Annotated in this window: 26 protein-coding genes; 5 read left to right on the plus strand and 21 right to left on the minus strand. The window is 70.9% G+C overall.

The features are described 5' to 3' along the window. Nucleotides 1-7 precede the first annotated feature (7 nt). From H288_RS0119205 to H288_RS0119230, 6 genes are all read right to left on the minus strand, one after another. A complete protein-coding gene (locus tag H288_RS0119205) occupies nt 8-886 on the minus strand; it encodes a phytoene/squalene synthase family protein (RefSeq protein ID WP_020094204.1) in 879 nt (292 codons plus the stop codon). Next, nucleotides 886-1284, minus strand: a complete 399-nt coding sequence (locus H288_RS0119210; RefSeq protein ID WP_020094205.1) for an MTH938/NDUFAF3 family protein — start codon at nt 1282-1284, stop codon at nt 886-888. The genes H288_RS0119205 and H288_RS0119210 overlap by 1 nt, the downstream gene beginning before the upstream one ends. A 13-nt stretch (nt 1285-1297) precedes the next feature. Continuing rightward, nucleotides 1298-2239, minus strand: coding sequence for a protein translocase subunit SecF (secF, locus tag H288_RS0119215; protein ID WP_020094206.1), 942 nt, complete (start codon nt 2237-2239; stop codon nt 1298-1300). Nucleotides 2240-2361: 122 nt separating this feature from the next. Then, the gene (gene secD, locus H288_RS0119220) at nt 2362-3966 is read right to left on the minus strand and encodes a protein translocase subunit SecD (protein WP_020094207.1); all 1605 of its coding nucleotides are present in this window, start codon (nt 3964-3966) and stop codon (nt 2362-2364) included. Between the two features lie 56 nt (nt 3967-4022). After that, nucleotides 4023-4355, minus strand: a complete 333-nt coding sequence (gene yajC, locus H288_RS0119225; protein WP_020094208.1) for a preprotein translocase subunit YajC — start codon at nt 4353-4355, stop codon at nt 4023-4025. A 131-nt stretch (nt 4356-4486) separates the two neighbouring features. After that, nucleotides 4487-5368, minus strand: coding sequence for an alpha/beta hydrolase (locus H288_RS0119230; protein WP_020094209.1), 882 nt, complete (start codon nt 5366-5368; stop codon nt 4487-4489). Between the two features lie 126 nt (nt 5369-5494). On the opposite strand from H288_RS0119230, the gene H288_RS0119235 reads away from it, so the two are divergent. After that, nucleotides 5495-5887, plus strand: a complete 393-nt coding sequence (locus H288_RS0119235; protein ID WP_020094210.1) for a YidB family protein — start codon at nt 5495-5497, stop codon at nt 5885-5887. Nucleotides 5888-5896: 9 nt separating this feature from the next. On the opposite strand, the gene H288_RS0119240 is transcribed toward H288_RS0119235, so the two are convergent. Next, nucleotides 5897-6169 (minus strand): hypothetical protein, encoded by a 273-nt coding sequence (locus H288_RS0119240; RefSeq protein ID WP_020094211.1) that lies wholly within the window; start codon nt 6167-6169, stop codon nt 5897-5899. 163 nt (nt 6170-6332) lie between these two features. On the opposite strand from H288_RS0119240, the gene H288_RS0119245 reads away from it, so the two are divergent. Beyond that, a complete protein-coding gene (locus tag H288_RS0119245) occupies nt 6333-6674 on the plus strand; it encodes a YidB family protein (protein ID WP_020094212.1) in 342 nt (113 codons plus the stop codon). Between the two features lie 136 nt (nt 6675-6810). Here H288_RS0119245 and H288_RS0119250 read toward each other — a convergent pair whose 3' ends face one another. After that, complete coding sequence (locus H288_RS0119250; protein ID WP_026605091.1) at nt 6811-8304, minus strand: peptidoglycan DD-metalloendopeptidase family protein; 1494 nt, start codon at nt 8302-8304, stop codon at nt 6811-6813. A gap of 191 nt (nt 8305-8495) precedes the next feature. Between H288_RS0119250 and H288_RS0119255 the strand changes: the two genes are divergently transcribed. Beyond that, a complete protein-coding gene (locus tag H288_RS0119255; protein WP_020094214.1) occupies nt 8496-9035 on the plus strand; it encodes a GNAT family N-acetyltransferase in 540 nt (179 codons plus the stop codon). 111 nt (nt 9036-9146) lie between these two features. Here the strand turns inward: H288_RS0119255 and H288_RS0119260 are convergent, their stop codons facing one another. The 5 genes from H288_RS0119260 to H288_RS0119280 form a co-directional block, all read right to left on the minus strand. Then, nucleotides 9147-10424: a porin gene (locus H288_RS0119260; RefSeq protein WP_020094215.1), complete on the minus strand. Its 1278-nt coding sequence runs from the start codon at nt 10422-10424 to the stop codon at nt 9147-9149. A gap of 223 nt (nt 10425-10647) precedes the next feature. Next, nucleotides 10648-11496: a 23S rRNA (adenine(2030)-N(6))-methyltransferase RlmJ gene (rlmJ, locus tag H288_RS0119265; RefSeq protein WP_020094216.1), complete on the minus strand. Its 849-nt coding sequence runs from the start codon at nt 11494-11496 to the stop codon at nt 10648-10650. Between the two features lie 66 nt (nt 11497-11562). Continuing rightward, entirely contained in the window at nt 11563-12237 is a 675-nt protein-coding gene (locus H288_RS0119270; RefSeq protein WP_020094217.1) for a ribonuclease T2, read from the minus strand. A 2-nt stretch (nt 12238-12239) separates the two neighbouring features. Beyond that, nucleotides 12240-12701, minus strand: a complete 462-nt coding sequence (locus H288_RS0119275; protein WP_020094218.1) for a hypothetical protein — start codon at nt 12699-12701, stop codon at nt 12240-12242. Nucleotides 12702-12904: 203 nt separating this feature from the next. Further along, on the minus strand, nt 12905-13900 hold the full coding sequence (locus H288_RS0119280; protein WP_026605092.1) for an extensin family protein: 996 nt from the start codon (nt 13898-13900) through the stop codon (nt 12905-12907). A 111-nt stretch (nt 13901-14011) separates the two neighbouring features. Here H288_RS0119280 and H288_RS0119285 point away from each other — a divergent pair, with 111 nt between their 5' ends. After that, nucleotides 14012-15244 carry an amidase gene (locus H288_RS0119285; RefSeq protein ID WP_020094220.1) on the plus strand — a complete coding sequence of 411 codons (1233 nt, stop codon included), beginning with the start codon at nt 14012-14014 and terminating at the stop codon, nt 15242-15244. A gap of 42 nt (nt 15245-15286) precedes the next feature. On the opposite strand, the gene H288_RS0119290 is transcribed toward H288_RS0119285, so the two are convergent. Together H288_RS0119290 and H288_RS0119300 are read right to left on the minus strand one after the other, a co-directional pair. Further along, nucleotides 15287-16432: an AI-2E family transporter gene (locus H288_RS0119290; RefSeq protein ID WP_020094221.1), complete on the minus strand. Its 1146-nt coding sequence runs from the start codon at nt 16430-16432 to the stop codon at nt 15287-15289. Between the two features lie 348 nt (nt 16433-16780). Further along, nucleotides 16781-17248: a molybdenum cofactor biosynthesis protein MoaE gene (locus H288_RS0119300; protein ID WP_020094223.1), complete on the minus strand. Its 468-nt coding sequence runs from the start codon at nt 17246-17248 to the stop codon at nt 16781-16783. A gap of 167 nt (nt 17249-17415) precedes the next feature. On the opposite strand from H288_RS0119300, the gene H288_RS0119305 reads away from it, so the two are divergent. Next, on the plus strand, nt 17416-18435 hold the full coding sequence (locus tag H288_RS0119305; protein WP_020094224.1) for a DapH/DapD/GlmU-related protein: 1020 nt from the start codon (nt 17416-17418) through the stop codon (nt 18433-18435). Between the two features lie 10 nt (nt 18436-18445). Here H288_RS0119305 and H288_RS0119310 read toward each other — a convergent pair whose 3' ends face one another. From H288_RS0119310 to H288_RS0119335, 6 genes are all read right to left on the minus strand, one after another. Continuing rightward, nucleotides 18446-19174 (minus strand): amino acid ABC transporter ATP-binding protein, encoded by a 729-nt coding sequence (locus H288_RS0119310; RefSeq protein ID WP_026605094.1) that lies wholly within the window; start codon nt 19172-19174, stop codon nt 18446-18448. A gap of 152 nt (nt 19175-19326) precedes the next feature. Beyond that, entirely contained in the window at nt 19327-20019 is a 693-nt protein-coding gene (locus tag H288_RS0119315) for an ABC transporter permease subunit (protein WP_020094226.1), read from the minus strand. Nucleotides 20020-20075: 56 nt separating this feature from the next. Next, nucleotides 20076-20798: an amino acid ABC transporter permease gene (locus H288_RS0119320; RefSeq protein ID WP_020094227.1), complete on the minus strand. Its 723-nt coding sequence runs from the start codon at nt 20796-20798 to the stop codon at nt 20076-20078. Between the two features lie 89 nt (nt 20799-20887). Then, nucleotides 20888-21811 (minus strand): amino acid ABC transporter substrate-binding protein, encoded by a 924-nt coding sequence (locus H288_RS0119325; protein ID WP_020094228.1) that lies wholly within the window; start codon nt 21809-21811, stop codon nt 20888-20890. 391 nt (nt 21812-22202) lie between these two features. After that, nucleotides 22203-23324, minus strand: a complete 1122-nt coding sequence (locus tag H288_RS0119330; RefSeq protein ID WP_020094229.1) for a branched-chain amino acid ABC transporter substrate-binding protein — start codon at nt 23322-23324, stop codon at nt 22203-22205. Between the two features lie 49 nt (nt 23325-23373). Further along, the gene (locus H288_RS0119335) at nt 23374-23742 is read right to left on the minus strand and encodes a DUF6867 family protein (RefSeq protein ID WP_026605095.1); all 369 of its coding nucleotides are present in this window, start codon (nt 23740-23742) and stop codon (nt 23374-23376) included. Between the last annotated feature and the right edge of the window lie 141 nt (nt 23743-23883).

The following is a 23883-nucleotide window of genomic DNA, read 5'->3' on the forward strand; positions in this document are numbered from 1 at the left end:
GCCGCCGCTATCCGACGCGCCGCGCCCCCCACCACAGGCGCCACAGCCGGCGCCAGCGCGGCAGCTCGACGGGCGTGTTGAGCGGGTCGTAGGAGGCCCGCTCCATGGCGGCGAGGTAGGGCTCCACCAGGGCCGTGGGCAGGAAGGCGGCGCCCGCCGAGGGCGCGATGGTTGGGCGGGCCGCCTCGAAGGCCTTCAGGTGCTGCCGGGCGAGGGCGCGCAGGTCGGCGCAGGCCCGGCGCAGGCCCGGACCGCCGCGGCCCGTCACGATATCCTCGCGGGTGACGCCGTAACGGCCGAGGATGTCGGCCGGCAGGTAGACTTGCCCCGCGCGGGCGTGCCAGGGCAGGGCGCGCAGGAGCCCGGTGATGCCGTACGCCACGCCGGCATGCCCGGCCGCGCCCGCACCGCCCGGTTCGGTGCCGTTGCCGATCACGAGGCTCGCCAGCCGGAACAGCGCCGAGGCGGTCTCGCCGCAATAGCCCTCGAGGTCGTTCACCCGGGGCATCGGGTCCTCGTAGAGGTCGAAGACGCGGGCGTCGATCAGGTCGACGAAGGGCTGGCGCCCGAGGCGGTTCGCCCGGATCGCCTCCTCCAGGGCGGCCGCCACCGGGTTGGCGCGCACGTCGCCGCGCGCCTCGCCCTGCAGGGCGTCGCGCCACCATTGCAGGCGGATCTCGCCGGCCATCGGGTTCGAGACGGCCTCGCGCACCCGCGCGATGGTCAACGAGAAGGCGTAGAGGGCGAAGAGGTGCGGGCGGGCGGCGGCCGGGGCGAACAGGGTCGCGTAGTAGCGGTCCGGGTCGCCGGCCCGCACGAGGCCCTCGCAGTGGGACTGCGCGAAGGCGAGCCCGGTCTCGGCGGTCTGGCCGTCGACCTCCGGCATCAGGCCACCGCGATCAGCGCGGCGGCGACCTTGCGGTTCTCGGCCACCAGGATGTTGTAGGTCCGGGCCGCGGCGCCGGTCTGCATCACGTCGAGGCCGACGCCGAGATCCTTCAGCCAGCCCCGGAGCGCGGGATCGATCGCCGCGATGTCGAGGCCGGTCCCGACGAGCAGCAGCTCGATGCCGTCGGCCTCGGCCTGAACCGGGCGCAGGGCCGTGCGGTCGATGGCCCGCGGCTCCGTCACGTCCCAGGCGCGGACCCCGGAGGGCAGCAGCAGGATCGAGCCGCGATGCGACATCCCGGCGAAGCGGAATCCGCCGTTGCCGTAGGTGTCGATGATGTGCCGCCCCGGCACGAAGCCGGAGTCGAAGCTCTTCGGGCTTGGCTGATCGGCCATCTCGGGAAAGGGACTACTCCGCCGGTTGCGGGACGCCGGACCGCTCCGAGGCCACGCGGGCGCCCGAGAGCATCAGGCCCAGATAGATCAACACCGGCGTCGAGACGAAGATCGCCGAGTAGGTGCAGATCAGGACGCCGCAGAGCATCACCACCGCGAAGCCCTTGATCGCCTCGCCGCCGAACAGCACCAGCGCCAGCAGCGACAGCGCCGACGAGATCGACGTCATCACCGTGCGCGACATGGTCGAGTTGATCGACAGGTTGAGCAGGTCGACGGTCGGAATGGTCTTGTACCGGCGCATGAGCTCGCGGGTCCGGTCGAACACCACCACGGTCTCGTTCAGCGAGTAACCGACGATCGTCAGGATCGCGGCGATCGAGGTCATGTTGAACTCGATCCGGCTGATGATGAACACGCCGACGGTCAGAACGATGTCGTGGAGGGTGCCCACGATGGCGCCGAGCGCCAGCTCCCGCTCGAACCGGAACCAGAGGTAGAGCAGCACCGCCACGACGGAGAGCACGACGCCGAGCGTGCCGGACTGGACGAGCTCGCCGGAGACGCGCGGACCGACGGTCTCGGTGCGGCGGAAATCGTAATCCTTGTCAAAGGCGGCGTGCGCCTTGTTCATCACCGCGGTCTGGCCCTGCTCGCCGGGCTGGAGCGGCAGGCGGACCAGCACGGTGCCCTGGTTGCCGAGTTCCTGAACCTCCGGCTCGCCGAAGCCGAAGCCCGCGGCCGTGTGCCGGATCGACGCCACGTCCGCGGTGCCGGACTTCGCCTGCAGCTCCACCAGGGTGCCGCCCTTGAAGTCGATGCCGAAATTCAGGCCGATCGTCAGGAACAGCGCCACGGTCGCGAGCGACAGCACCGCCGAGAGCGGGAAGGTGAAGCGCCGGAATCGCATGAAGTCAAAATGCGATTCATCGGGCCAGAGGCGGAGCAGGCGCATGGTCGGTACTCTATTCGCGGACATCGCGATGGAGGACGGTCGAGGCGCGGGTCCCCTCTCCCGTGCGGGACAGGGGGGTCACGTCGCGCCGCCCGCGCTCCCTCGATGGCCTCCCAGACTAATCAGAACGGCAGGGTCTTCGGCCGGAACGTATTGTACCACACCGCGATCATCATCCGGGTCAGCGTCACCGCGGTGATGACCGTGGTGAGGATGCCGAGGATGAAGACCACGGCGAAGCCCTTCACCGGGCCCGAGCCGAGGAAGAACAGGATCAGGGCGGCGATCGCCATGGTCGAGTTCGAGTCGATGATGGTGGCGAAGGCCCGGTCGAAGCCCGCCTGCAGCGCCGAGATCAGCGAGCGGCCGGCCCGCTGCTCCTCGCGCATGCGCTCGTAGATCAGCACGTTCGAATCCACCGCGGTGCCGATGGTGAGCACGATGCCGGCGATGCCCGGGAGCGTCATGGTCGCCTCCAGCACCGACATCAGGCCGAGGATCAGCCCGACGTGGACGATGAGGGCGATGTTGGCGATGAAACCGAAGGTCCCGTAGGTCGCGAACATGAAGGTCACGACGAGGGCCGCCGCCACCAGGGTCGCGAGCTTGCCGGCCTCGATGGAGTCGCGGCCGAGGCCCGGGCCGACGACGCGGCGCTCGACCACGGTGAATTTCGCGGGCAGCGCGCCGGCGCGCAGCAGGACCGCCAGATCGTTGGCCTGCTGCACGGTGAAATTGCCGGTGATCTGGCCCGAGCCGCCGGTGATCGCCGAGCGGATCACCGGGGCCGACACGACCTCGTTGTCGAGCACGATCGCCATGCGCCGGCCGATATTCTCCGAGGTCGCCTGTCCGAAGCGCTGCGCGCCGCGCAGGTTGAACTTGAAGCTCACCATCGGCTCGTGGGACTGCTGGTCGAAGGACGGCTGCGCGTCGGTCAGCTCGCCGCCGTCGGCCATGACCCGGCGCTCCACCGGGACCTTGGCGCCCTTCTCGTCCTTGGAGGGCAGCATGTCGACGTCGCCCGAGGGGCTGTCGGCGAGCATGCGGAACTCGAGCTTGGCGGTGGAGCCGAGCAGCTTCTCGAGCCGCTCCGGGTTCTGCTCGCCGGGCACCTGGATCAGGATCCGGTCCGCGCCCTGCTGCTGGATCGAAGGCTCGGTGGTTCCGGTCGAGTCGAGGCGGCGCCGGATGACCTCGATGCCCTGGCTCACGGCCCGGCGGGTGCGGTCGGTGATGCCGGCATCGGTGAGGGTCAAGCGGATCACCCCGCCCGGCTGCTCGGCGATGTCCAGGGTGCGGGCCGCCGTCTGGCCGATCGAGGTGGTGATCGGCTGCGACAGCTCCTGGAGCTTCGGCAGGACCTTGGCCCGGGCGGCGGCGTCGTCGATCTTCACCTGCACGCCGCGCGGCAGCAGGCCGATGCCGCCGTCGGCGCGGACGTTCTCCTGCTGGAGCACGCGGCGCACGTCGTCGCGCAGGGCCTTCGCCTGCGAGGCGATCAGTTCGTTCTGGTCCACCTCGAGCAGCAGCTGCGAGCCGCCCTGCAGGTCGAGGCCGAGCACGATCGCGCGCGTCGGCACCACCCAGCTGGGGAACCAGGGGGGCAGGCTGGCGACGAAGCTCTTGCGCTGCTCGGGCGAGAAGAAGCTCGGCACGGCGAGCATCAGCCCCACCAGGATCAGGCCCAGTGTCGCGATGATCTTCGCACGGGAGAAGCGCAGCATCGGCCGTCTTTTTCTCTTTTGGGCCGGCGCGCGGCGCCGGCCGGTTCAACCGGGAATCAGGCGGCCTTCACCGTGCCCTTGGCGCGGACCTCGGAGATCATCGACCGGACCACCCGCACGCGCACGTTCGGGGCGATCTCGACCTCGATCTCGGCCTGGTCGTCCGAAGCCTTGGTCACGCGGCCGACGAGGCCGCCGTTGGTGACGACCGTGTCGTCCCGGCGCACGGACTTGAGCAGCGCCTGGTGGTCCTTGACCCGCTTCTGCTGCGGTCGCAGGATCAGGAAGTACATGATCACGAAAATCAGGACGAACGGGACCACCTGAAAGGCGATCTCCGCTCCGCCAGCGGCCGCACCGGCCCCTTGCGCGAAGGCGGGGGTGATCAACGAGCGTCTCCTGCGAATGGCGCGCAGGCCTGCCGCCGGATGTGGCGCCCGCAGACCTGTCGAAAAGCGCGCGGACTATAGCCAGGGGCTTCCCGAAAGCAACGCCGAACCGCCGGGCATCGGCGGCGCGCTCATAGCAGGGCGCGTATCGCCGCCGCGAAGGCGTCCGGCGCCTCCTGGGGAAAGTTGTGGCCGACCCCCGCGACGATCTCACGCCGGTACGGCCCGGTGAAATGGCGGGCGTCGGTATCCGTGGCGGGCGGCGGCCCGACGCCGTCATCGGCGCCGAGCAGCACGATCGACGGCACGGCGATCGCCGGCTGGGCCGCCAGCCGCCCCTCGATCGCCACCAGCGCCGGATCGCTCGAAACGAGGCCGAAGCGGTGGCGGTAGGAATGCACCACCACGTCGACGAAGTCGGGATTGTCGAAGGCGCGGGCGGTCCGCGCGAAAGTCTCCGCGTCGAAGGCCCAGGTCGGCGACCACAGCTGCCACAGCAGGCGGCAGAAGGCGTCCCGGTTCTCCGCGAGGCCAACGCGGCCGCGCTCGCCGTGGAGATAGTACTGGTACCAGAGGCGGTACTCGGTTTCCGGCGCGGCCGGCCGCCCGGCGGCCGGGATGTTCTGGATGTTGTAGCCGACGCCGCAGCTGACGAGGCCCCGGGCCCGGCCCGGCCAGAGCGCCGCCACCACGCAGGCGGCCCGGCCGCCCCAATCGTAGCCGGCGAGCACGGCGCTCCCGACGCCGAGGGCGTCGAGGAAGGCGAGCAGGTCGGCCCCGAGCGCCGCCTGCTCGCCGGAGCGCGGCGTGGCGGCATCCAGGAAGCGCGTCGGCCCGTAGCCGCGCAGGTACGGCACGAGACAGCGCACGCCGTCGGCGGCGAGCTGCGCGGCCGCGGCCGCGCAGGCGTGGACGTCGTAGGGGAAGCCGTGGAGCAGCACCGCCGTCGGCCCGCCGGCCGGACCGGACTCGAGATAGGCGACCTCCAGGACGCCGGCCCGCACGCGCTTCATCGATGGCTCCCGGGTTCGTGACGCCGGGATCCTAGCCGGTTCGCCGCGCAATTGCCGCACGCGCTTGCCGTCGCCGGTTCGCGCCCGACTTCACCCTGCGACGAAGAAGCGCGACGGTGGAGAACCATGGGCCTGCTCGACGGTGCGAAGACCCTGATCGGCGATGTGGTTGCGGCGGCCGACCGGGCCCTCGAGGAGACCGGCAGCGGCAAGCTCGCCCTGTCGCTGGCGAAGTTCTATCCCGGCGGCCTCCCGTCCTTCCTCGACCGCCTGCGGGAGACCGGGCACGGGGAGGCGGTGGCATCCTGGCTCGGCTCGGGCGCGCGGCAGACGGTGCCGGAGAGCGCCATCGCGGCCTGCCTGCCGCAGGGCGTGACCGAGCGCCTCGCGTACGATCTCGGCGTTCCGGAGGCGCGGGTCCCCACAGTGCTGGCGGAGTTCCTGCCCGCGGCGGTCGCCGACCAGAGCGAGAACGGCACGCTGAAGCCGCAGCCGAATTTCAGCACCCAGGTCCGCTGATCGCCCACCTCACGGGGCGGCGCACTTCATCTGCGGCGGCGCGGTCGCGCAGCTCAGGTGGCAGCTCTGCCTGGCGAAGCAGAACCACGACAGTTCGCCGCTCTTCAGGCAGGAGCCGCCACAATGGCGGTACGTGCCATAGAGCGGCCGAACGAAGACGGCATCCGCTAGAGGGCGCTCTTGAGCAAAGCGCTCCTGCACCGGACGCGTCGCTTCCGCGTCCGGCAGGGCCGCGGAGACGGACGCGACCGCGAGCACGCATGACAGCGCCAGGGATCTCATGAGAGCCGACCGCGGACCGATGTCCCGGCCGGCATTCCGGACCAAAGGCCGATCGCTGTCGACTAAATTGCGGTTCACACCGGCGCGTCGCGGACCACCGGCCTCTCCCGCTTCGCGGAGATTGCTCTAGACTCGCGCCACTGACCATTCGACGGGGGTCCACATGAGTCTGCTCAACACTCTCGGCGGCTCGCTGGGGCAGATCGCGCTGAAGGCACTGCCGGGCGTGATCCAGCAGGTGCTGCCCGGCGGACTGAACGCGCTGCTCGATCAGCTCCGGCGCTCCGGCTACGAGAGCCAGGTCAATTCCTGGCTCGGCCGCGGCCCGAACGAGCCGATCACAGCCGAGGATCTGCGCAAGGTCCTCGACAACGAGCAGGTGCGCCAGATGGCGGAGAAGCTCGGCGTTCCGATGGACCAGCTGTTCCCGACCCTGGCGCAGGCCCTGCCCGAGACCGTCGACCGTCACAGCCCCGAGGGGACGCTGCAGGCGCCGAAGGCTTAGGACAGCCGGCGCGGGTCGCGAGCCGGGGCGGCCGGACGGCGGACGACGCGAAACGGCGGCCCCGTCCGGGACCGCCGCCGCATCTTGCCTCTCGTTCGGTGCCGCGCGGGCCGGCCTCGGCCCCGCGCGGTCCGTCTCAGTTGCTGGCGAGCTGGGACATCGGATCCACGGGCGCGCCGCCCTTGCGGATCTCGAAGTGCAGCTGCGGCGAGGTCACGTTTCCGGAGGCGCCGGACTTCGCGATGGTCTGGCCGCGCTTGACCTTCTCGCCGGGCTTCACGTCGATCTCGCCGTTATGGGCGTAGGCCGAGACGTAGCCGTTGGCGTGGCGCACGAGGACCAGCTTGCCGTAGCCCTTCACGTCGGAGCCGGCATAGGCGACCGTGCCCTCCTCGGCGGCCTTGACCGGAGTACCCTCCGGCACGGCGATGTTGATGCCCTCGTTGCCGGAGGTGCCGTAGCCGGAGATCACCCGGCCCTTGGCGGGCCAGCGGAAGTTCTCCGTCGCCTCGGCCACGGAGCCGGTGGCGGCGGGCTCGGGCTTGGCCGGCGCGGCAGCGACCGGGGCCGCCTTCGGCGCCTCCTTGGCGGCGACCTTCTCGACCTTCTCGGCGGCGGCAGCCTCCTTGGCGGCCTTCTGGGCGGCTTCCTTGGCGGCCTTCGCCTCGGCCAGCTTCTGGGCGGCCTCCGCCTTCGCGGCGGCCTTCGCCTCGGCCTTGGCCTCCTGAGCCTTCGCCTCGGCCTTCGCCTTGGCCTCGGCCTTCGGATCCGCCTTCTTCTCGTCGGCCTTCTTCTCGTCCGCCTTGGCGACCTGTCCCGGGCGCACGTGCTTCGGCTTCTCGCCCTCCTTCAGGGCGACGTCCTTGCGGGTCTTGGCGTCGGCGACCTTGCGGGCGGCGGCGTCGCGGGCGAGCGCCTCCTTGCGCTCCGCCTCCTTCTCGGCGGCGGCGGCCTTCTGCGCGGCCTCCTTGGCGGCCTTCGCCTCGGCCAGCTTCTGGGCGGCCTCCTTGGCGGCTTCCTTGGCCTCCTCTCGCTTGGTCGCGATCTTGTTCTCGACCTGCTTGGCGTCCTCGCGCTTCTCCTCGGCGGCCCGGGCCGGCCGGGCGGTCATCGGGGACGCGGCGGGGTTCAGCCCGGAGGCGTTGTAGACCGGGATCACGATCTGGCGGCCGGGCGTGATCTGGTTCGCGTTGCTCAGGCCGTTGGCGGCCAGGATCGCCGAAGCGGGCACGCCGAAGCGGGTCGACATCTGGTTCAGGCTGTCGTTGCGCGACACGGTGATCTGCGTGCCACCCTCGGCGCTCCAGCCGACCTTGCCGGTCGAGGCGACGCGGGTCGCGGGGGCGGCGGCGTTGGTCTGAACCGGCGTCGCGGCGGCGGACGGCCGCGCGGCGGCGGGGGCGCCGAGCGCCTCCGACTGGATGCGGCCCGTCCGGACCGGCGGGACGGACTTGAGGCTCCCGTCCGGCAGGCTGCCGGTCGCGGAGGGTTCCGAGTCGAACGGGTTCGAGAACGGGTTCGTCAGACGCGACGCGTCCGACGAACAGGCGGCAGCCGCACCGCCGATGATGCCGATGAGCGCGACGCGCGACAGCGTCCGCAACATCTGACCCGTACCGCGCACCCGCATCGACGCACCCGTTTGCCTGACGCAACCTGATGCGCCAATGAAGACGGATTCAGGTTAAGCAACCGTTCCCGTTCCGGCGGTCTGCGACCCTGGAGCGAAGGTAGGTGCAAGGTTTTCGCGCGGCCCAGAGGATGATTCCCGCTCGCGGGATCGTCCCTTTTCGTAACCGGCCGGCACCCCACATCGCATCCATGTTTACCATCCGCGGCGCGCGCGACACCCTGGCCGACCTGCCGGCGCTCGAGACGGCGCGCCTCGCGATCGCCGCCCTCCGGCCTGCCGACGCGCCGGCCGTCCGCGCGCTCACCGACGATCCGGCCATCACCGCGGCGGTGGATTTCCTGCCGACGCCGTTCACCCTGCAAGATGCCGAGGACCTGATTCGCAGCTGCGCCCGGGGCCGGGACTGCTTCCTCGGCGCCTGGACGCGGGACGGCGCGCCCGATCCGCCCGGGCGCGCGCTCGTCGGCGTCTTCGGCACGCATCTGCGCGGCGCCGGCACGATCGAGATCGGGTACTGGGTCGGCGGCGCCGCCCGCGGGCGCGGCTACGCCTACGAGGCCGTCTCGGCGATCCTCGATCTCCTCGGGGGGCGCTTCCCGGCGCGCGTCGTCGTGGCGGAGTGCCGCCCCGCCAACGTCGCCTCCTGGGGCCTGCTGGAGAAGCTCGGCTTCCGCGACACCGGCGAGGAAGGCCACCGGCCGGGCCGGCGCCTGCTCAGGCGAGCCTAACTCGGGGAAGGCGTGCCGGGCCGGGACCGGTGTCGCGCGGCCACGAAAAAGCCCCCGGCCTGAGGCCGGGGGCTCGCTGACAGGCGTCCTGAGCCGGACCGGGCGGTCCGATCAGAAGGTGATGCCGGTCTCGACCATGTAGCGGTCCTGCGAGGTGCGGTTGCCGGTGCGGCCGAAGCCGGTGCCGAGCGTGCCTTCCGCGAGGTTGCCGCGGGTGATCCCGCCGAGCTCGACGTGGGCGTACTCCACCCGGAAGAAGTAGCGGTCGAAGGTGAAGGTCGGCGTGACGGTCACCGAGAAGGCGTTGCTGCCGGCGCCGAAGCCCAGCAGGTTGGTGCCGCCCGACCCGCGGACGCCCGTCTGCTCGGTGTACTCGACGCGGCCGGCCAGGGCGAAGTTGTCGGTGAAGGAGTAGGCCGCCAGCAGCGCCCCGCCGTAGGTCGAGGCCGAGTTGGCGATGCCGACGCGCAGGTCACGCTCGACGTTGGTGAACTGGAAGTACGGCGAGATGATCCACGGGCCGTTCGCGTAAGTGTAGTTGATGTTGAAGATGCCGCTGTTCTGCTGGAGGTTCGGCGTCGCGAACTGGTAGCGCGGGCTGCGGTCCAGGGCGTTGGTCCGGCCGAGGTTCAGGCCGCCGTTGACGCCGATCGTGTTGTAGTCGTCGAGCTTGTAGGCGACGTTGCCGGTGAACCACGAGATCTCGTTGGAGAAGAACCCGTCCGTGCCGGCGACCGACACCGAGAGCGGCCCGCTGCTGTAGTTGACCTGCACGCCCTGGTTGATGAAGTTCTCCTGCACGAACAGGAGGCCGCGGTTGATGTTCAGGTTCTGGTAGGTGAACAGCAGCTCGGTGCCGATCATGGTGAACATCCGGCCGCCCTGGACCGACCATTCATCGTTGATCTGGATCTTGCCGTAGGCGACCGGGACCGGGCCGAACAGGAGGTCGGTCTGGGTGAAGGTGCTGAGGGTGGGGAAGCCGAGCTGCGGGATCGAGTAGCCGCCGGCCTGGATGTAGAACTGGAACGCGCCCTCGGGCTTCTGGATGATGCCCTGCACGTTCGAGAAGTCGAACCGGGCCGCGCGGTCGCGGTCGTTGGGCGCCGCCGGGGTCGAGAACGACGCGAACGGGTTCGACTGAGTGTAGCCGTAGCCGGTGATGGCGCCGCCCACGTAGAGGTCGCCGAGCGGTCCGGCCGAGAAGCAGCTCGGATTCGGGTTGGCCTTGATCACGCCGCCGTAGGCCGGGCCGAGGAGCGTGGCCTTGCAGGGCTCGGCGGGGGGCGCGACCGGAACCGGCGCCGGAGCCGACAGGTCGGCCGCGAGGATGCTGGTCGAGGACAGCAGCACGGTGGCCAGTCCGGCCAGGGTGGATCGCTTCAGCATGGTGTCGCAGCTCGTTCGGGTTCGTCGACGGCCAAGCTGACATCGCGGTGCGATTGACACAAAATCAAACATAGAGCAGTTGCATAATTTTTGGGCAGTTCCGTATCGCTGATCACGTTCGTTGCGGAAATGTGACTTTGCCGCCACAATTGTATCGGAACCCCGGCCCTTTCCTTCCGCGCAGGCCCGGAGGTCTTCCGCGCGGCGCCCCAATTCTACCGAGTCAGGCGGCCGGGCCGATCGGATCGCAGCGAAATCCTCCGAAGTCCTGCCGGGCCAGACGTTCTGCGAGCGCCGGCAGGAACAGCATCGCCTCATCGGCGAGGCGCCAAGGCGGGTTGACGACGATCAGGCCGCTGCCGGTCAGCCGCGTCGGGTCGTCCGGCCGGTCGATCAGCAGGTCGAGCCGCAGGGCGGGGCGGGGCAGGGCGGCCCCGAGGTCGCGGACCATCCGGTCGAGGGCCGCGGCGTCCTTGATCGGGTACCAGGCCAGGAACAGGCCGGTCGGCCACTTCGCCACCGCGCGGGCGAGATGGGCGCCGAGGCGCTCGATCTCGCCGGGCACCTCGTAGGGCGGGTCGATCAGCACGAGGCCGCGCCGCTCCGGCGGCGGGATCTGCGCGTTGATCGCGGTCCAGCCGTCGAGGTTCATCACCTTGGTGCGGGGATCGCGGGCGTAGCGGTCCTGCAGGGTCGCGGCGTCCGCCGGGTGCAGCTCGACGAACACGCCCTTGTCGCCAGGGCGGAGCGCCTCGCGGATCACGGCCGGCGAGCCCGGATAGGCGGTGGTGCCGTGTCGAGCGCGCACCGCCGCCACCGCGGCCCGGTAGGGCTCCAGCAGCGCTTCCACCTCCGGCGCGAAGGGCGCCCCCATCCGGCCCCAGCCGTCCCGCCACTCTCCGGTCCGGGCCGCCTCGTCGGCCTCGAGATCGTAGACGCCGAGGCCCGCGAAGGCGTCCAGCGCCCGGAACGGCTTGTCCTTGCGGCGCAGGTGGTCGAGCACCCGCGCCAGGACGAGGTGCTTGAGGACGTCGGCGTGGTTGCCGGCGTGGAAGGCGTGCCGATAGTTCATGGCAGCGCGCTGAAGCCGATCCCGGGCGCCGGGTCCAGGGGCCGGCGTGCGAAAGGCGGAAAAAACTCAGCGCGCGGCGTCGAGGCTCACCTCGGGCGCCCGGCAATTGCCGCGGGCGACCTCGGGACAGGGGGTGAAGCCGCGCAGGTCCTTGCCGAAGCAGATCCGGACCTCCTGCAGCTGCCCGCGGGTGCAGGTGACCGCCATCATGTCGGGGCGCAGGCCGCGATTGGCCGCCACGAACTGCCGGGCGATCTCGATCGGCGCGAGGGTCTGCGGCGGGGCGCCGCCCTTGAGCCCGTCGGGGATCGTCACCGCGAGCCGCGCCGTGCGGGCGGCCGCGAAATAGGCGGCGGGATCGAGACCCGAGCAGGTGCCGTGCTTGCGCCACTCGTACCGCGCGAGGCCCTCGCTCGGGTAGACCTGTCCGGCGACCTCCATGGCCTGCCGGGTCGGGGCGCGGTTCACCGCCGAGCAGTTCTGCGGATACCCGCTCGCGTATTGCGGCCACAGGCCGTGGACGACGAAGCCCAGGCCGCGTCCGGGGGCGCACTGGACGTCGTCCCGGCGGGCGCCCGGCCCCGCGCAGTAGGTCGGCGACCACGACAGGGCGAGGACGTAGAAGTCGAAGTCGCCGGGCGCGCCGCGCCGGGCGAAGCCGCCGTAATCCTGGGCGGCGGCCGGGGCGGCGGCCGACCCGGCGAGGAGCAGGCCCGCGAGGCCGGCGGCGCGCCCGCGCATGGTCAGGGACGCGCCATCCGGCAGGCGGTGGCGTAGGCGTAGGAGAGGTCCCGGTCGAGGCCGTGGATGCAGAACTCGACGCCCCAGGTCGCGCCGATGATGCCGAGGCTCTCGCGCACCGAGTAGTCGACCTTGCGGCGGACCCCGTCGGAGGTGGTCACGGTCGCGGTGCAGAACCGGCGCGGATAGGTGTCGAGGCCCCAGGGCCGCCACGCGGTGCGCTCGATCGTGTCGAAGGACAGGATCGTCATCGACGAGTTCCAGAACTTCGCCTCCTTCTCGGCGAAGTTGGTCGAGACCCGCTCCAGCACCGACGGGTCCTGGCAGCCCGGGATCTGCGCGTCGAACGGGAAGATCCGCTCCTCGGCGGGCTCGATGTCCTCCCGGGCCGACCGGGCGAGCGCCGGCTGGGCCAGGGCGAGAAGGGCCAGCCCGAGGGCGAAGCCGTGAAGAACCGGGCGCATGGCGCGTGCCTCGACGGATGTGCGATCCTGCATCCGCGAACGATGGCTTCGCCGCGCCGCCAGTCAAGCTCCGGCAGTCCCGCGCCGGCGCTTTGCCGGCCTGTGCGGCGCGGCCGCTACAGTCACCGGTCGGGGCGCGGCGCGGGATCGGCGCCCGGCCGGATCCGGCGCCCGGCGCGAGCCCCGCGGGTCGCGCCCGCCTCTCAGTAGATCGGCTCCGCGCTCGGCGGCGCGCCGAGCTGCAGCGGCTCGTCGTACTCCTGCGCGGGCTCGTCGTGGGCGGCGGCGACCCGCGGTGCCGGCCGCACGGGCGCCGTCGCGGTGTAGGCCGAGGCCGCGGCCGGACGGTCGAGGGGCCGGGCGGGCGCACGGGCGACCTGGGTCGCGCTCCCGGCCTTCGACATCGGCGACACGCCGTAGGGATCGTCCTCCTCGACGTCCACCGGCGCCTGAGGGCCGGCGGGCTGGCGCTGCGGCGGGATCGGGCGGCTCAGCGGCCGCTCGGCCCCGGTGCCGAGCTGCGGCGTGAACTTGATCAGCGGCTTGCAGATCCGGCGCAGACCGCGCGGGTCGTGCCGTGCGAGATCGACGTGGATGTGATCGTAGTGGAACACGTTCGAGCCGGGCGCCAGCACGGTGGTGAAGCGCTGGCAGGCGCCCAGGAAGATCTCGCGCAGGAAGCCCTGCTCGGCCTCCGTGCCGCGCCAGCCGCCCTTGACGGTGATCACGTGGCCGTCGGCGAGCTTGATCGACATGACGTCGATCGCGTTCCCGAAACCGTGCTCGGAGAGCTTGGCGCCGGGCTGGTTGTTGCGGCCGCGGCAGGAATAGGAGCCGGCGTTGATCTCGGCCACCGGCACGCCGAAGTAGAGGTTGGCGGCCGGCTGGATCGTGTCGGCGAGCCACGCCTCGGCCTCGGCCAGCGCCGGGCAGCCCAGCGTCATCCGCTGCTTCAGCAGGACGGAGCCGCTGCCGAGCCGCGTCACCCGGAAGGGCTGCTGCATGCCGCAGGGCCCCGGGCCATCCATCGCCGCGATGGGCGTGATGTACTCCGAGGGCTCGACGAGCTTCTTGGCCAGGCAGACCTGCTCCGCCTGATCGCGCCACGGTTCACGTCGCTCGAAATGATTGATCGAGCACGCGGTGAGGCCCGCACCGAACAGCGCAAGGGCCGAGAACAGGGATACGCCACGCCACATGACCCGGACGATGCGCACGGTCGCGTAAAGCGTTCGTCAACGGCGTTTCGGGAATGCCGTCGGCTGTGGCGTCTCGGTTGACAGCGCCGCGGACCGCGGACTGAATGCATTATGCTCTCGCTTCTCGACCTCCGCGCCCGCATCGAAGCCGGCACCCTGACGCCCGCGGGCGCGATCGACCTGTGCCGCGCCGCGATCGCCGCGCGGGAGCCGGACCTGCGCGCGCTGGTCACCCTCGACGCGGCGCCGGCGATCCCCGAGACCGGGCCGCTCGCCGGCATCGCGGTCGGCGTGAAGGACATCATCGACAGCGCGGGCCTGCCGACCCAGATGGGCTCGCCGATCTACGCGGGCTGGAAGCCCCGGGGCGACGCCGCGGTCGTGAGCCGGCTGAAGCAGCTCGGTGCCGTCGCCCTCGCCAAGACCACCACCACGGCCTTCGCCAGCAGCGATCCGACCGAGACGGTCAACCCGCACGATCCCGGCCACACGCCGGGGGGCTCCTCGGCGGGCTCGGCCGCCGCCGTCGGCGCCGGGATGCTGCCGCTGGCCCTGGGCACGCAGACGGCAGGCTCGGTGATCCGGCCAGCGAGCTTCTGCGGCTGCGCGGCGGTGAAGCCGTCGTTCCGGCTGATCCCCACGGTCGGCGTGAAGACCTACTCGTGGGCCCTCGACACGGTCGGGCTGTTCGCCGCCGGGGTCGCGGACGTCGCCCACGCCCTCGCGCTCGTCACCGGGCGGCCGGAGATCGAGCGGGCGGAGGGGGGCTCGGCGCCGCGCATCGCCGTGGTGCGGCAGGATTTCGCCGGCACCCCCGAGCCGGAGGCCGAGGCGGCGCTCACCCGCGCCCGGCAGGCGGCCGAGCGGTCCGGGGCGCGGGTGAGCGACCTCGCCCTGCCGACCGAGCTGGCGCAGGCCTGGGAACGCCACCGCCTCATCCAGAACTACGAGGGTCGGCTGGCGCTGGCCTGGGAGTACGACACGCAGGTCGACGCGCTGCCGCCGCGCACCCGCGCCCATCTCGATGACGGGGCGACGATCAGCCCGGCCCAGTACGATGACGGGCGCCGCCACGGCCATCACGCCCGCCGGGTGCTGAAGGGCCTCTTCGCCGATTACGACGCGATCCTGACCTTCTCGGCGCCGGGCCCGGCGCCCGCGACCCTGGCCTCGACGGGCGACCCGCGCTTCAACCAGCTGTGGACGCTGATGGGCGTGCCCTGCGTGAACGTGCCGGTGCCCGGCCACCGCCTGCCGGTGGGCGTCCAGGTGATCGGCCGCTTCGGCGACGACGGCCGGGCCCTGGCGGTCGCCCGGATGATCGAGGCCGCGCTGCGCGGCTGACCGGCCGCCCGCGCCCGTCGACGGCGCGGGCGCCCGGGGCGCTCAGCTGCTCGGCTGCTCGTGGAGCGTGTCCTCCACGTAGAGCTGCTCCAGCAGGACCTTGATCACCGCCATCAGCGGCAGGGCGAGGGCGATGCCCCAGAGCCCGAAGATCACGCCCAGGATCAGCTGGCCGGCGAAGATCGTGGCCGGCGGGATGTCGAGCGCCCGCTTCTGGATGAACGGCGTCAGGCCGTAGCTCTCCAGGCACTGGACCGCGAGATAGACGCCGATCGCGCCGATCACCGCCTTCGTGCCCGAGGCCAGGGCGGCCAGGACGATGACGAGGCCCGCCACCAGCGGCCCGACCGTGGGCACGAAGGCGAGCAGGCCAGCCTGCAGGCCGAGGATCAGCGCGCCGCCGATACCCAGGAAGGCGAGGCCGGCCCAGGTGCACAGGAAGATCACCGCCATGATAATCAGCTGGCCGAACAGCCAGTGGCGGAGGGTCTCGCCGGCCCCGTCGAGGACCTGGCTGGCCCGCCAGCGCTTCGCCGGCGGCACGAACCGGACGACCCCGTCCCGGTAGGCCTTCGGGTCGGCCGCGAAGGCGAGCCCCAGGAAGGCGATCACCAGCACGTTGCCGAGGGCGTCGAACAGGCCCAGGATCACCGCCGCGGCCGGCCCCAGGACGCTGCCGGCATCCGACACCATCGAGCTGCCGCCCTTCAGCAGGCCGTTGGCGAGGCCGCCGAGCCCCCCCTCTCTCTGGCCCGCATCCGTCGAGCCGTCCTTGCCACCGCCCTGCGGCGCGAGGCTCGGCACGTCGATGCCCCGCTCCGACAGCCAGCCCGTGACGGTTCCGGCCTGATCCTTGATCGTCGTCCCGAGGTCGCGGCCCTGCTGGACGATGGTGGCGCCGCCGTAGCTCCCGAAGCCGATCACCGCGGCGGCGACCGCGAGGCTGGCGATGGACAGCCGCAATCCTCGCCGGAGGGGCAGGACGCGGCCGAGCCCGCGGGTCAGGCCGTCGAGGAACACGCCGAGGAGCACCCCGGCGAAGATCAAGAGGAGCGTGCCGGCCGACATCCAGGCCAGGGCCAGCGCCACCACGAAGCACACCACGGCGATCCCCGAGGCCGCCAGCGGTGCGGCCCCGCGCCAGGGCCCGACGGGGCCGTCCAGTTCCTGAAGGCTGCTGTCCGACATCGTCGCTCCTAAACCGCGGGCTCACGAACGCCGTGGGCTCTCAGGGGTCAAGTCCGGCGGCCGGCTTCTGTGCAATCCGGGGTGGGGATGCGCGTCCGCGCGTCGTCCGCGCGTCGTCCGCGCAAGTCGCCGGACCGCAGGCTCCGGCCGCCGGGAGCCGCACCGTCGGCACGGACGGCGACCGACAGGGTCCGCCCCTCGGCCCGGGCCGGCCCATCGACACCGGCCATCGGCCCGGCGGCGTGGTCCGTCCCGGACTCGCGCGTCGGTGCCGCGGGCGCGGCCCCGATCATCGCGCCGATCGTCGAGCGCCCTGGGGCAGCCTGAGCGCGACCCCGGGCACGGCCATCAGGCCCAGCGGCCGGCCGCGGCCTCGTCGTGGGCCGCCGCCTCGACCCAGCCGCCGGTCGTGCCGTCGGCGAGGTGCTCCCGCTTCCAGAACGGGGCGCGGGTCTTGAGGTAGTCCATCAGGAAGTCCGCGGCCTCGAACGCCGCGACCCGGTGGCTGGCGGCGGTGACCACCAGCACGATGCCGTCGCCCGGACGGACCAGGCCGTGCCGGTGGATCACCCGCAGGGCCTGGAGCGGCCAGCGCGCCATCGCCTCGTCGGCGACGCGCCGGATCTCGGCCTCGGCCATGCCGGGGTAGTGCTCCAGCTCGAGGGCGGTCAGCCGCCCGCCCTCGTCGCGGCACAGGCCGGTGAAGGTCACGACGGCGCCGGCCCGGCCGCCCAGCGCGGCGCTCAGGCCGGCGATCTCGGCCGCGGTGTCGAAGGGCTCGGCCTGGATGCCGACGCTCGGGACGGGGGCGCTCATGGCCCGATCCATAGGAGGCCCCGGCTTCGCGGACCAGCCCCGTCCCTGTCACACCCGGTCCCGCCGCTATATGACACGGTCCGTCGCGCCCTGCCGGCCCGGCGCGCGGCCCGCCATCGTCCGGATGTCCCCGCGCGCTCCGGACGGCGCTGGAGAAGGATACCCGCGTGACCCCCGACCTGATCCTGCCCTACGACGGCGAGCAGCCGGACTTCGCCAGTCGCCCCGTCTGGTGCGGCCGCGGCAGCACGGTGATCGGCGCCGCCCGGATCGGCGCGCAGGCCTGGATCGGCGACGAGGCGGTGATTCGCGCGGACGGCCAGACCGTCACCCTCGGCGACCGCTTCTGGCTCGGCCACCGCTCGACGGTGCACATCGCCACCGCGACGCACGGCACCCGGTGCGGCGACCGGGTCACGGTCGGGCGCAACAGCGTGGTCCACGCCTGCACGCTCGGCTCCGACGTCGTCGTCGAGGACGACGTGGTGATCCTCGACGGCGCCGAGGTCGGCGACGGCGCGGTCCTCGAGGCCGGCGCGACGGTCTTCCCCCGGGCGACGCTGCCCGGCGGCTTCGCCTACGCGGGCAGCCCGGCCCGCCCCAGCCGCGCGATCGGATCCGACGAGGTCGCCGAGCGGGCCGAGCGGTTGCGCGAGCGGATGGGCGACGGGCCCGCGCTCCCGGCCGGGGAGGCGCTGGAGGTCGAGGACAGCGTCTTCGTGGCGCGCACCGCCCGCCTGCGCGGACGGGTGAGCCTCGGCGCCGGCGCGAGCGTGCTGTTCTGCTGCGACCTCAACGCGGAAGTCGGACCGATCGTGGTCGGCGCGGACACCAACATCCAGGACAACACGGTCATCCGCACCCGGGCGGACGGGGTGGTGATCGGTCGGGACACGACCATCGCCCACAATGTCCGGATCGCCGATTGCCGGATCGGGGCGCGGGCGCTGATCGGCATCGGCGCGACGATCGCGGCCGGCACCCTCATCGCCGACGACGTCATGCTGGCGGCCGGGGCCACCACCGATCCCGGGCAGATCCTGGAGGCCGGCTACCTCTGGGGCGGCCGCCCCGCCCGCATCCTGGGGCCCCTCGACGCCGAGAAGCGGGCGATGATGATCCGCATCGTCGAGGGCTACTGCCGGCACGGCCGGGAATACCGGGCCGCGCAGGAGGCGCTGGCCTGACGGCCCGCCGTCAGTGCTGCAGGATCTTCGACAGGAAGGTCTGCGCGCGCTCGGAGCGGGGGCTGCCGAAGAACTCGTCCTTCCGGGCGTCCTCGACGATCTCGCCGCGATCCATGAAGATCACCCGGTCGGCGACCTTGCGGGCGAAGCCCATCTCGTGGGTCACGACCATCATGGTCATGCCCTCCTTGGCGAGCTCCACCATCACGTCGAGCACCTCGCCGACCATCTCGGGGTCCAGCGCCGAGGTCGGCTCGTCGAACAGCATCACCACCGGGTTCATGGCGAGGGCCCGGGCGATGGCGACGCGCTGCTGCTGCCCGCCCGAGAGCTGCCCCGGGAACTTGTTCGCGTGGGCGCCCAGGCCGACGCGGGCGAGCAGGTCGAGGCCGCGCTTCTTCGCGTCCTCGGCGCCGCGGCCGAGCACCTTGCGCTGGGCGATGGTGAGGTTCTCGGTGATCGACAGGTGCGGGAACAGCTCGAAGTGCTGGAACACCATGCCGACCCGCGAGCGGAGCTTCGGCAGGTTGGTGGCCTTGTCGGCGACCTTCGTGCCGGCCACCGTGATCTGGCCCTTCTGGAAGGGCTCCAGGGCGTTGACGCACTTGATCAGGGTCGACTTGCCCGAGCCCGAGGGACCGCAGACGACCACGACCTCGCCCTTGGCGACCTGGGTGCTGCAGTTCGTCAGCACCTGGAAGTCGCCGTACCATTTGCTGATGTTGTCGATGGCGATCATCGTCTCGCCGGGGGCCACCGCCTGGGCGCCGGAGATCAGGCTGCCCGGCTGCAGGCCCGCATCCTTCGGCGCGTGGCTGGCATCGGCGACGGGTTCGGCGGCGGTGGGGGCCGGCATCGGGGACGAGGTCATGACACGGTCTCCAGTGTCGGTCAGCGGATGATGGCCACGCGGCGCTGCAGGCGGCGCACGAGGTACGAGGCCGAGAAGCAGATCGCAAAATAGACCACGGCGGCGAAGACATACATCTCGACGAGACGGCCGTCGCGCTGGGCGACCTTCGAGGCGGCGCCCATGAAGTCGGTGAGCGAGAGCACGTAGACCAGCGACGTGTCCTGGAACAGGATGATGGTCTGGGTCAGCAGCAGCGGCAGCATGTTGCGGAAGGCCTGGGGCAGGATCACGTTGCCCATGGTCTGCCAGTAGTTCATCCCGAGGGCCTGGGCGGCGGCCGTCTGACCCTTCGGGATCGACTGGATGCCGGCGCGCATGATCTCCGAGAAGTAGGCCGCCTCGAAGGCCATGAACGTGATCAGGGCCGACGGGAAGGCGCCGACCTGGATCGGCGTCGAGGATCCGGTCAGGTAGGCGCCGATATACGGCACTAGGAAGTAGAACCAGAAGATCACCAGAACCAGCGGCAGCGAGCGGCAGAGCTCGACGTAGGCCTTGGCGAGGTGCCACAGGCCGGGAATGCCCGACAGGCGCGCCATCGCCAGCAGCGTGCCGATGATGACGCCGCCCACGGCGGCCATGGCGGTGAGCGTCACGGTGAAGACCATGCCCTGACCGAACAGGTAGGGCAGGGAGGAGACGATGACGGAGAAGTCGAAATTCGAGAGCATCGGGGCCTGTTACCGGTGGCCGTCGGGCGGGGTGGCGGAGCGGAAGCGGGCGGCCCTCAGCGCTGGCCGGGGATGGCGACCGCCTTCTCCAGGAAGGTCGCCGCCGTGACGACCACGAGGTTGATGATCACGTAGAGGATCGTCGCGGCCGTGAACGCCTCGAACACCTGGAACGAGAATTCCTGCATCGAGCGGGCCCGGGCGGTCAGCTCCAGCAGACCTATGGTCAGCGCCACCGACGTGTTCTTGAGATTGTTGAGGAATTCCGAGGTCATCGGCGGCAGGATGATCCGGTAGGCGTTGGGCAGCAGCACGTAGCGGTAGGTCTGATAGGTGGTGAAGCCCATGGCGGTGCCGGCCATGCGCTGGCCCCGCGGCAGCGACTGGATGCCGGCGCGGACCTGCTCGGCCACGCGGGACGCGGTGAAGAAGCCGAGGCAGACCACCGCCGTGTAGAACGGCGCGTCCGGCAATTGCTTGATCGCGTCGCCGATCCGGGTCGGGACCACTTCGGGCAGCACGAAGTACCAGAGGAACATCTGCACCAGCAGCGGCACGTTGCGGAACAGCTCGACATAGGCCGTGCCGATCGCGTTCGCGGGCTTCGACGGCAGGGTGCGCATCACGCCGACCAGGGAGCCCAGGAAGAAGGCGATCACCCAGGAGCAGAGCGCGGTCGTGACCGTCCACATGAGCCCCGAGAGCAGCATGTCGAGATACGTGCCGTTGCCCTCAGGCGAGGCGTCGAAGAAGATCCGCCAGTTCCAGTTGTAGTTCATCGCGCCGCTTCTACTGTGAACTTACAGAGACGCACCGCGGGCCGGAGCCCGCGGTGCGCATCATGGCATGAAACCGGACCGAACGGGTCTCAGTAGGCCGCCGGATCGGGGCTCGAGATCGGGGTCGTGAACTGCTTCTTCATCTCCGCGCTCATCGGCAGGTTGAGGTTGATGTTGCGCGGCGGGATCGGCTGGGTGAACCACTTGTCGTAGAGGGCCTTGCCCTCGGGGCTCGTGTAGAGCTTGGCGGTGGCGTCGTCCGCGACCTTCTTGAACTCCGTGTCGTCCTTGCGGAGCATGATGCCGTAGGGCTCGGGCTTCGACAGGGCCTCGGTGGAGATCTCGTAGGCGGAGGGGTCCTTCGACGAGGCGGCGAGCGAGGCGAGCAGCACGTCATCCATCACGAAGGCGGCGGCTCGGCCGGTCTCGACCATCAGGAACGCCTCGGCGTGGTCCTTGGCCGGCAGGATCGTCAGGCCGAGCTTGCGCTCCGTGTTGGCCTCGTTGATCTGCTTGATGTTCGTGGTGCCCGAGGTCGACACGACGGTCTTGCCCTTCAGGTCCTCGATCGTGTGCAGGTTGGCCGACTTCTTCGAGACGTAGCGGGTCGCGGTCAGGAAGTGCGAGTTGGTGAACCACACCTGCTTCTCGCGCTCGGCGTTGTTGGTGGTCGAGCCGCACTCGAGATCGATCGTGCCGTTCGCCATCAGCGGGATGCGGGTGGCGGAGGTGACCGGGTTGAGCTTCACCTCGAGGTTCGGGAGGTTGAGCTTGGCCTTCACCGCGTCGGCGATCTTGTAGCAGATGTCCATCGCGTAACCGATCGGCTTCTGATCGGCGCCGAGATACGAGAACGGCACGGAGGCGTCGCGGTAGCCGATGACGATGGCGTTGGCGTCCTTCACCTTCTTGAGGGTGCCGGTCAGCTCCTGCGCCCCGACGCTCATCGGAGCGAGGGCGAGGGTCAGGCCCAGCGCCGCGGCGGCGCCGCGGCGAGCGATATCAGACTGCATCGGTACGGAACTCCTGGATCGGGCCGAACGACATCGGCCGGCGGCGGGGTACGCGGGCCCGCCCGCTCGGGCGACGCCTTTGCAATGATGGTGCCGGGAGAAAGCGCGATGCGCCGCGCGAGCCTGCGGCTGAGTACGGACAAGTTGCGGCCAAGCCTCTGCGCACGTCCGCAGATGCGGTCCCTGCCGTCCTCATGGCCTCCTCCCAAGCGCTGAGCCGGCCTCACGCTCGCGCCGGCGGCATCATGCACACTTCTTAGGCGTACGCACGCGGTGCGGAGGACGGATCCGCCCGGAAAGCTGACGAATCCACGGTATAGAAAACGACGACGCCGCCCCCCGCGGTATCGGGAGGCGGCGTCGGACTGAAATCCCGGTTCGTGACCGCGGCTTACTTCGTCAGCTCATTGCCGCTGTAGTCGATCTTGCCGTCGGGTCCCTTCTTCCACTCGTACATGACGTAGTCGGGCCGGGTGATGTCGCCCTTCTTGTCGTAGGCGATCGGGCCGACCACCGTGTCCACCGGCTTGCCCTGGTGCAGCCATTCGGCGAGCTTCTTGCCGTCGCTGGAGCCGGTCTCGGCCATCGCCTTGGCCAGGACCTGCACGGCCGCGTAGGAGTAGAGCGTGTAGCCCTCGGGATCGATGTTCTTGGCCTTGAAGGCGGCGAGCGCCGCCTTGGCGTTCGGGTTCTTGCGGGCGTCCGGCGGGAAGGTGGTCAGCGTGCCCTCGGCCGCGGGACCGGCGATCGCCACCAGCTCGCGGTCGACCATGCCGTCGCCGCCCATCATCGGCGCCTTCAGACCCTGATCGCGCATCTGGCGCAGGATCAGCCCGGCCTCGGTGTAGTAGCCGCCGAAATAGACGACGTCGACGTTGGCGGACTTCAGCTTGGAGACGAGCGCCGAGTAGTCCTTCTCGCCCGGATTGATACCCTCGGACATGACCTCCTTGCCGCCCTTGGCCTTGAAGGCCTTCAGCGTCTCGTCGGCCAGCCCCTTGCCGTAGGGGGTCTTGTCGTGGACGAAGGCGACCTTCTTGCCCTTGAAGTGATCGGCCAGGTAGTTGCCGGCGACGGCACCCTGCTGGTCGTCGCGGCCGCAGGTGCGGAACGTGTTCCACATCCCGCGCTCGGTGAACTTCACGTTCGTGGAGGCCGGCGTGACCTGGATGATGCCGGCGTCGAGGTAGACGTCGGAGGCCGGGATCGACACGCCGGAATTGTAGTCGCCGACGACCATCTTCACGCCGTCGCTGGCGAACTTGTTGGCCACCGAGACGCCCTGCTTCGGGTCGGAGGCGTCGTCGCCGACCGTCACGGTCAGCGTCGTGCCCTTCAGCGTCCCGGCCTTGTTGAGGTCCTCGACCGCCTGGCTCGCGCCGTTCTTGAGCTGCGCGCCGATGGCGGCGCTGTTGCCCGTGATCGGCGCGGCGACGCCGAGCTTGACCTCGGCGGCCTGCGCGGCCGCCGCCATGGCGCCGAGGGCGAGCCCGGCCAGCAGAATCGATCTCATCGCGTACTTCCCCTAAGTGTCAGGACCGCACGTGCGGATCCGGCCGCACTCATCGGACCTCGCCGGCCGCGGGCGCCCGTGCGCGCCATGTCAGCGGTGAGGTCTTCTCGTAGAGCCAGCGGTACTGGCTCGTCATCTGGCGCGTCCGCGTGTAGCGGAAGCCCGCAGCGCCGATGATCATGACGATGACCGCGTCGACCGCATAGTAGTGCAGCGACAGCAGGGTGCCCGAAAACAGGGCGTAGTGAATGAAGCGCACGGCGGCTGCCACCAGAAGCAGCGCCAGGGCGCATTGCCAGAACGGCCGCCAGCCCCGGGCGATGCCGCGGGCGGCCATCCATCCGGCCCACCCGCCCATCACGACGGTCACCAGCAGGAACAGCCAAGCCGACGGCTCCTCGTACAGGATCCCCTGCAGCATGCTCATGTGATGTCCGGTCGATTGCTTCGGTTAACGCGCCCCTCGCCGTCATCGCGAGCGCAGCGAGGTGACCTGGGGCAGCGCAACCTCGAAAGGTGGGGCGCCGCCCTGGATTGCTTCGCTCCGCTCGCAAAGACG

It is taken from the genome of Methylobacterium sp. 285MFTsu5.1 (genome assembly GCF_000383455.1).
In the GTDB taxonomy this organism is placed as follows: Bacteria; Pseudomonadota; Alphaproteobacteria; order Rhizobiales; family Beijerinckiaceae; genus Methylobacterium.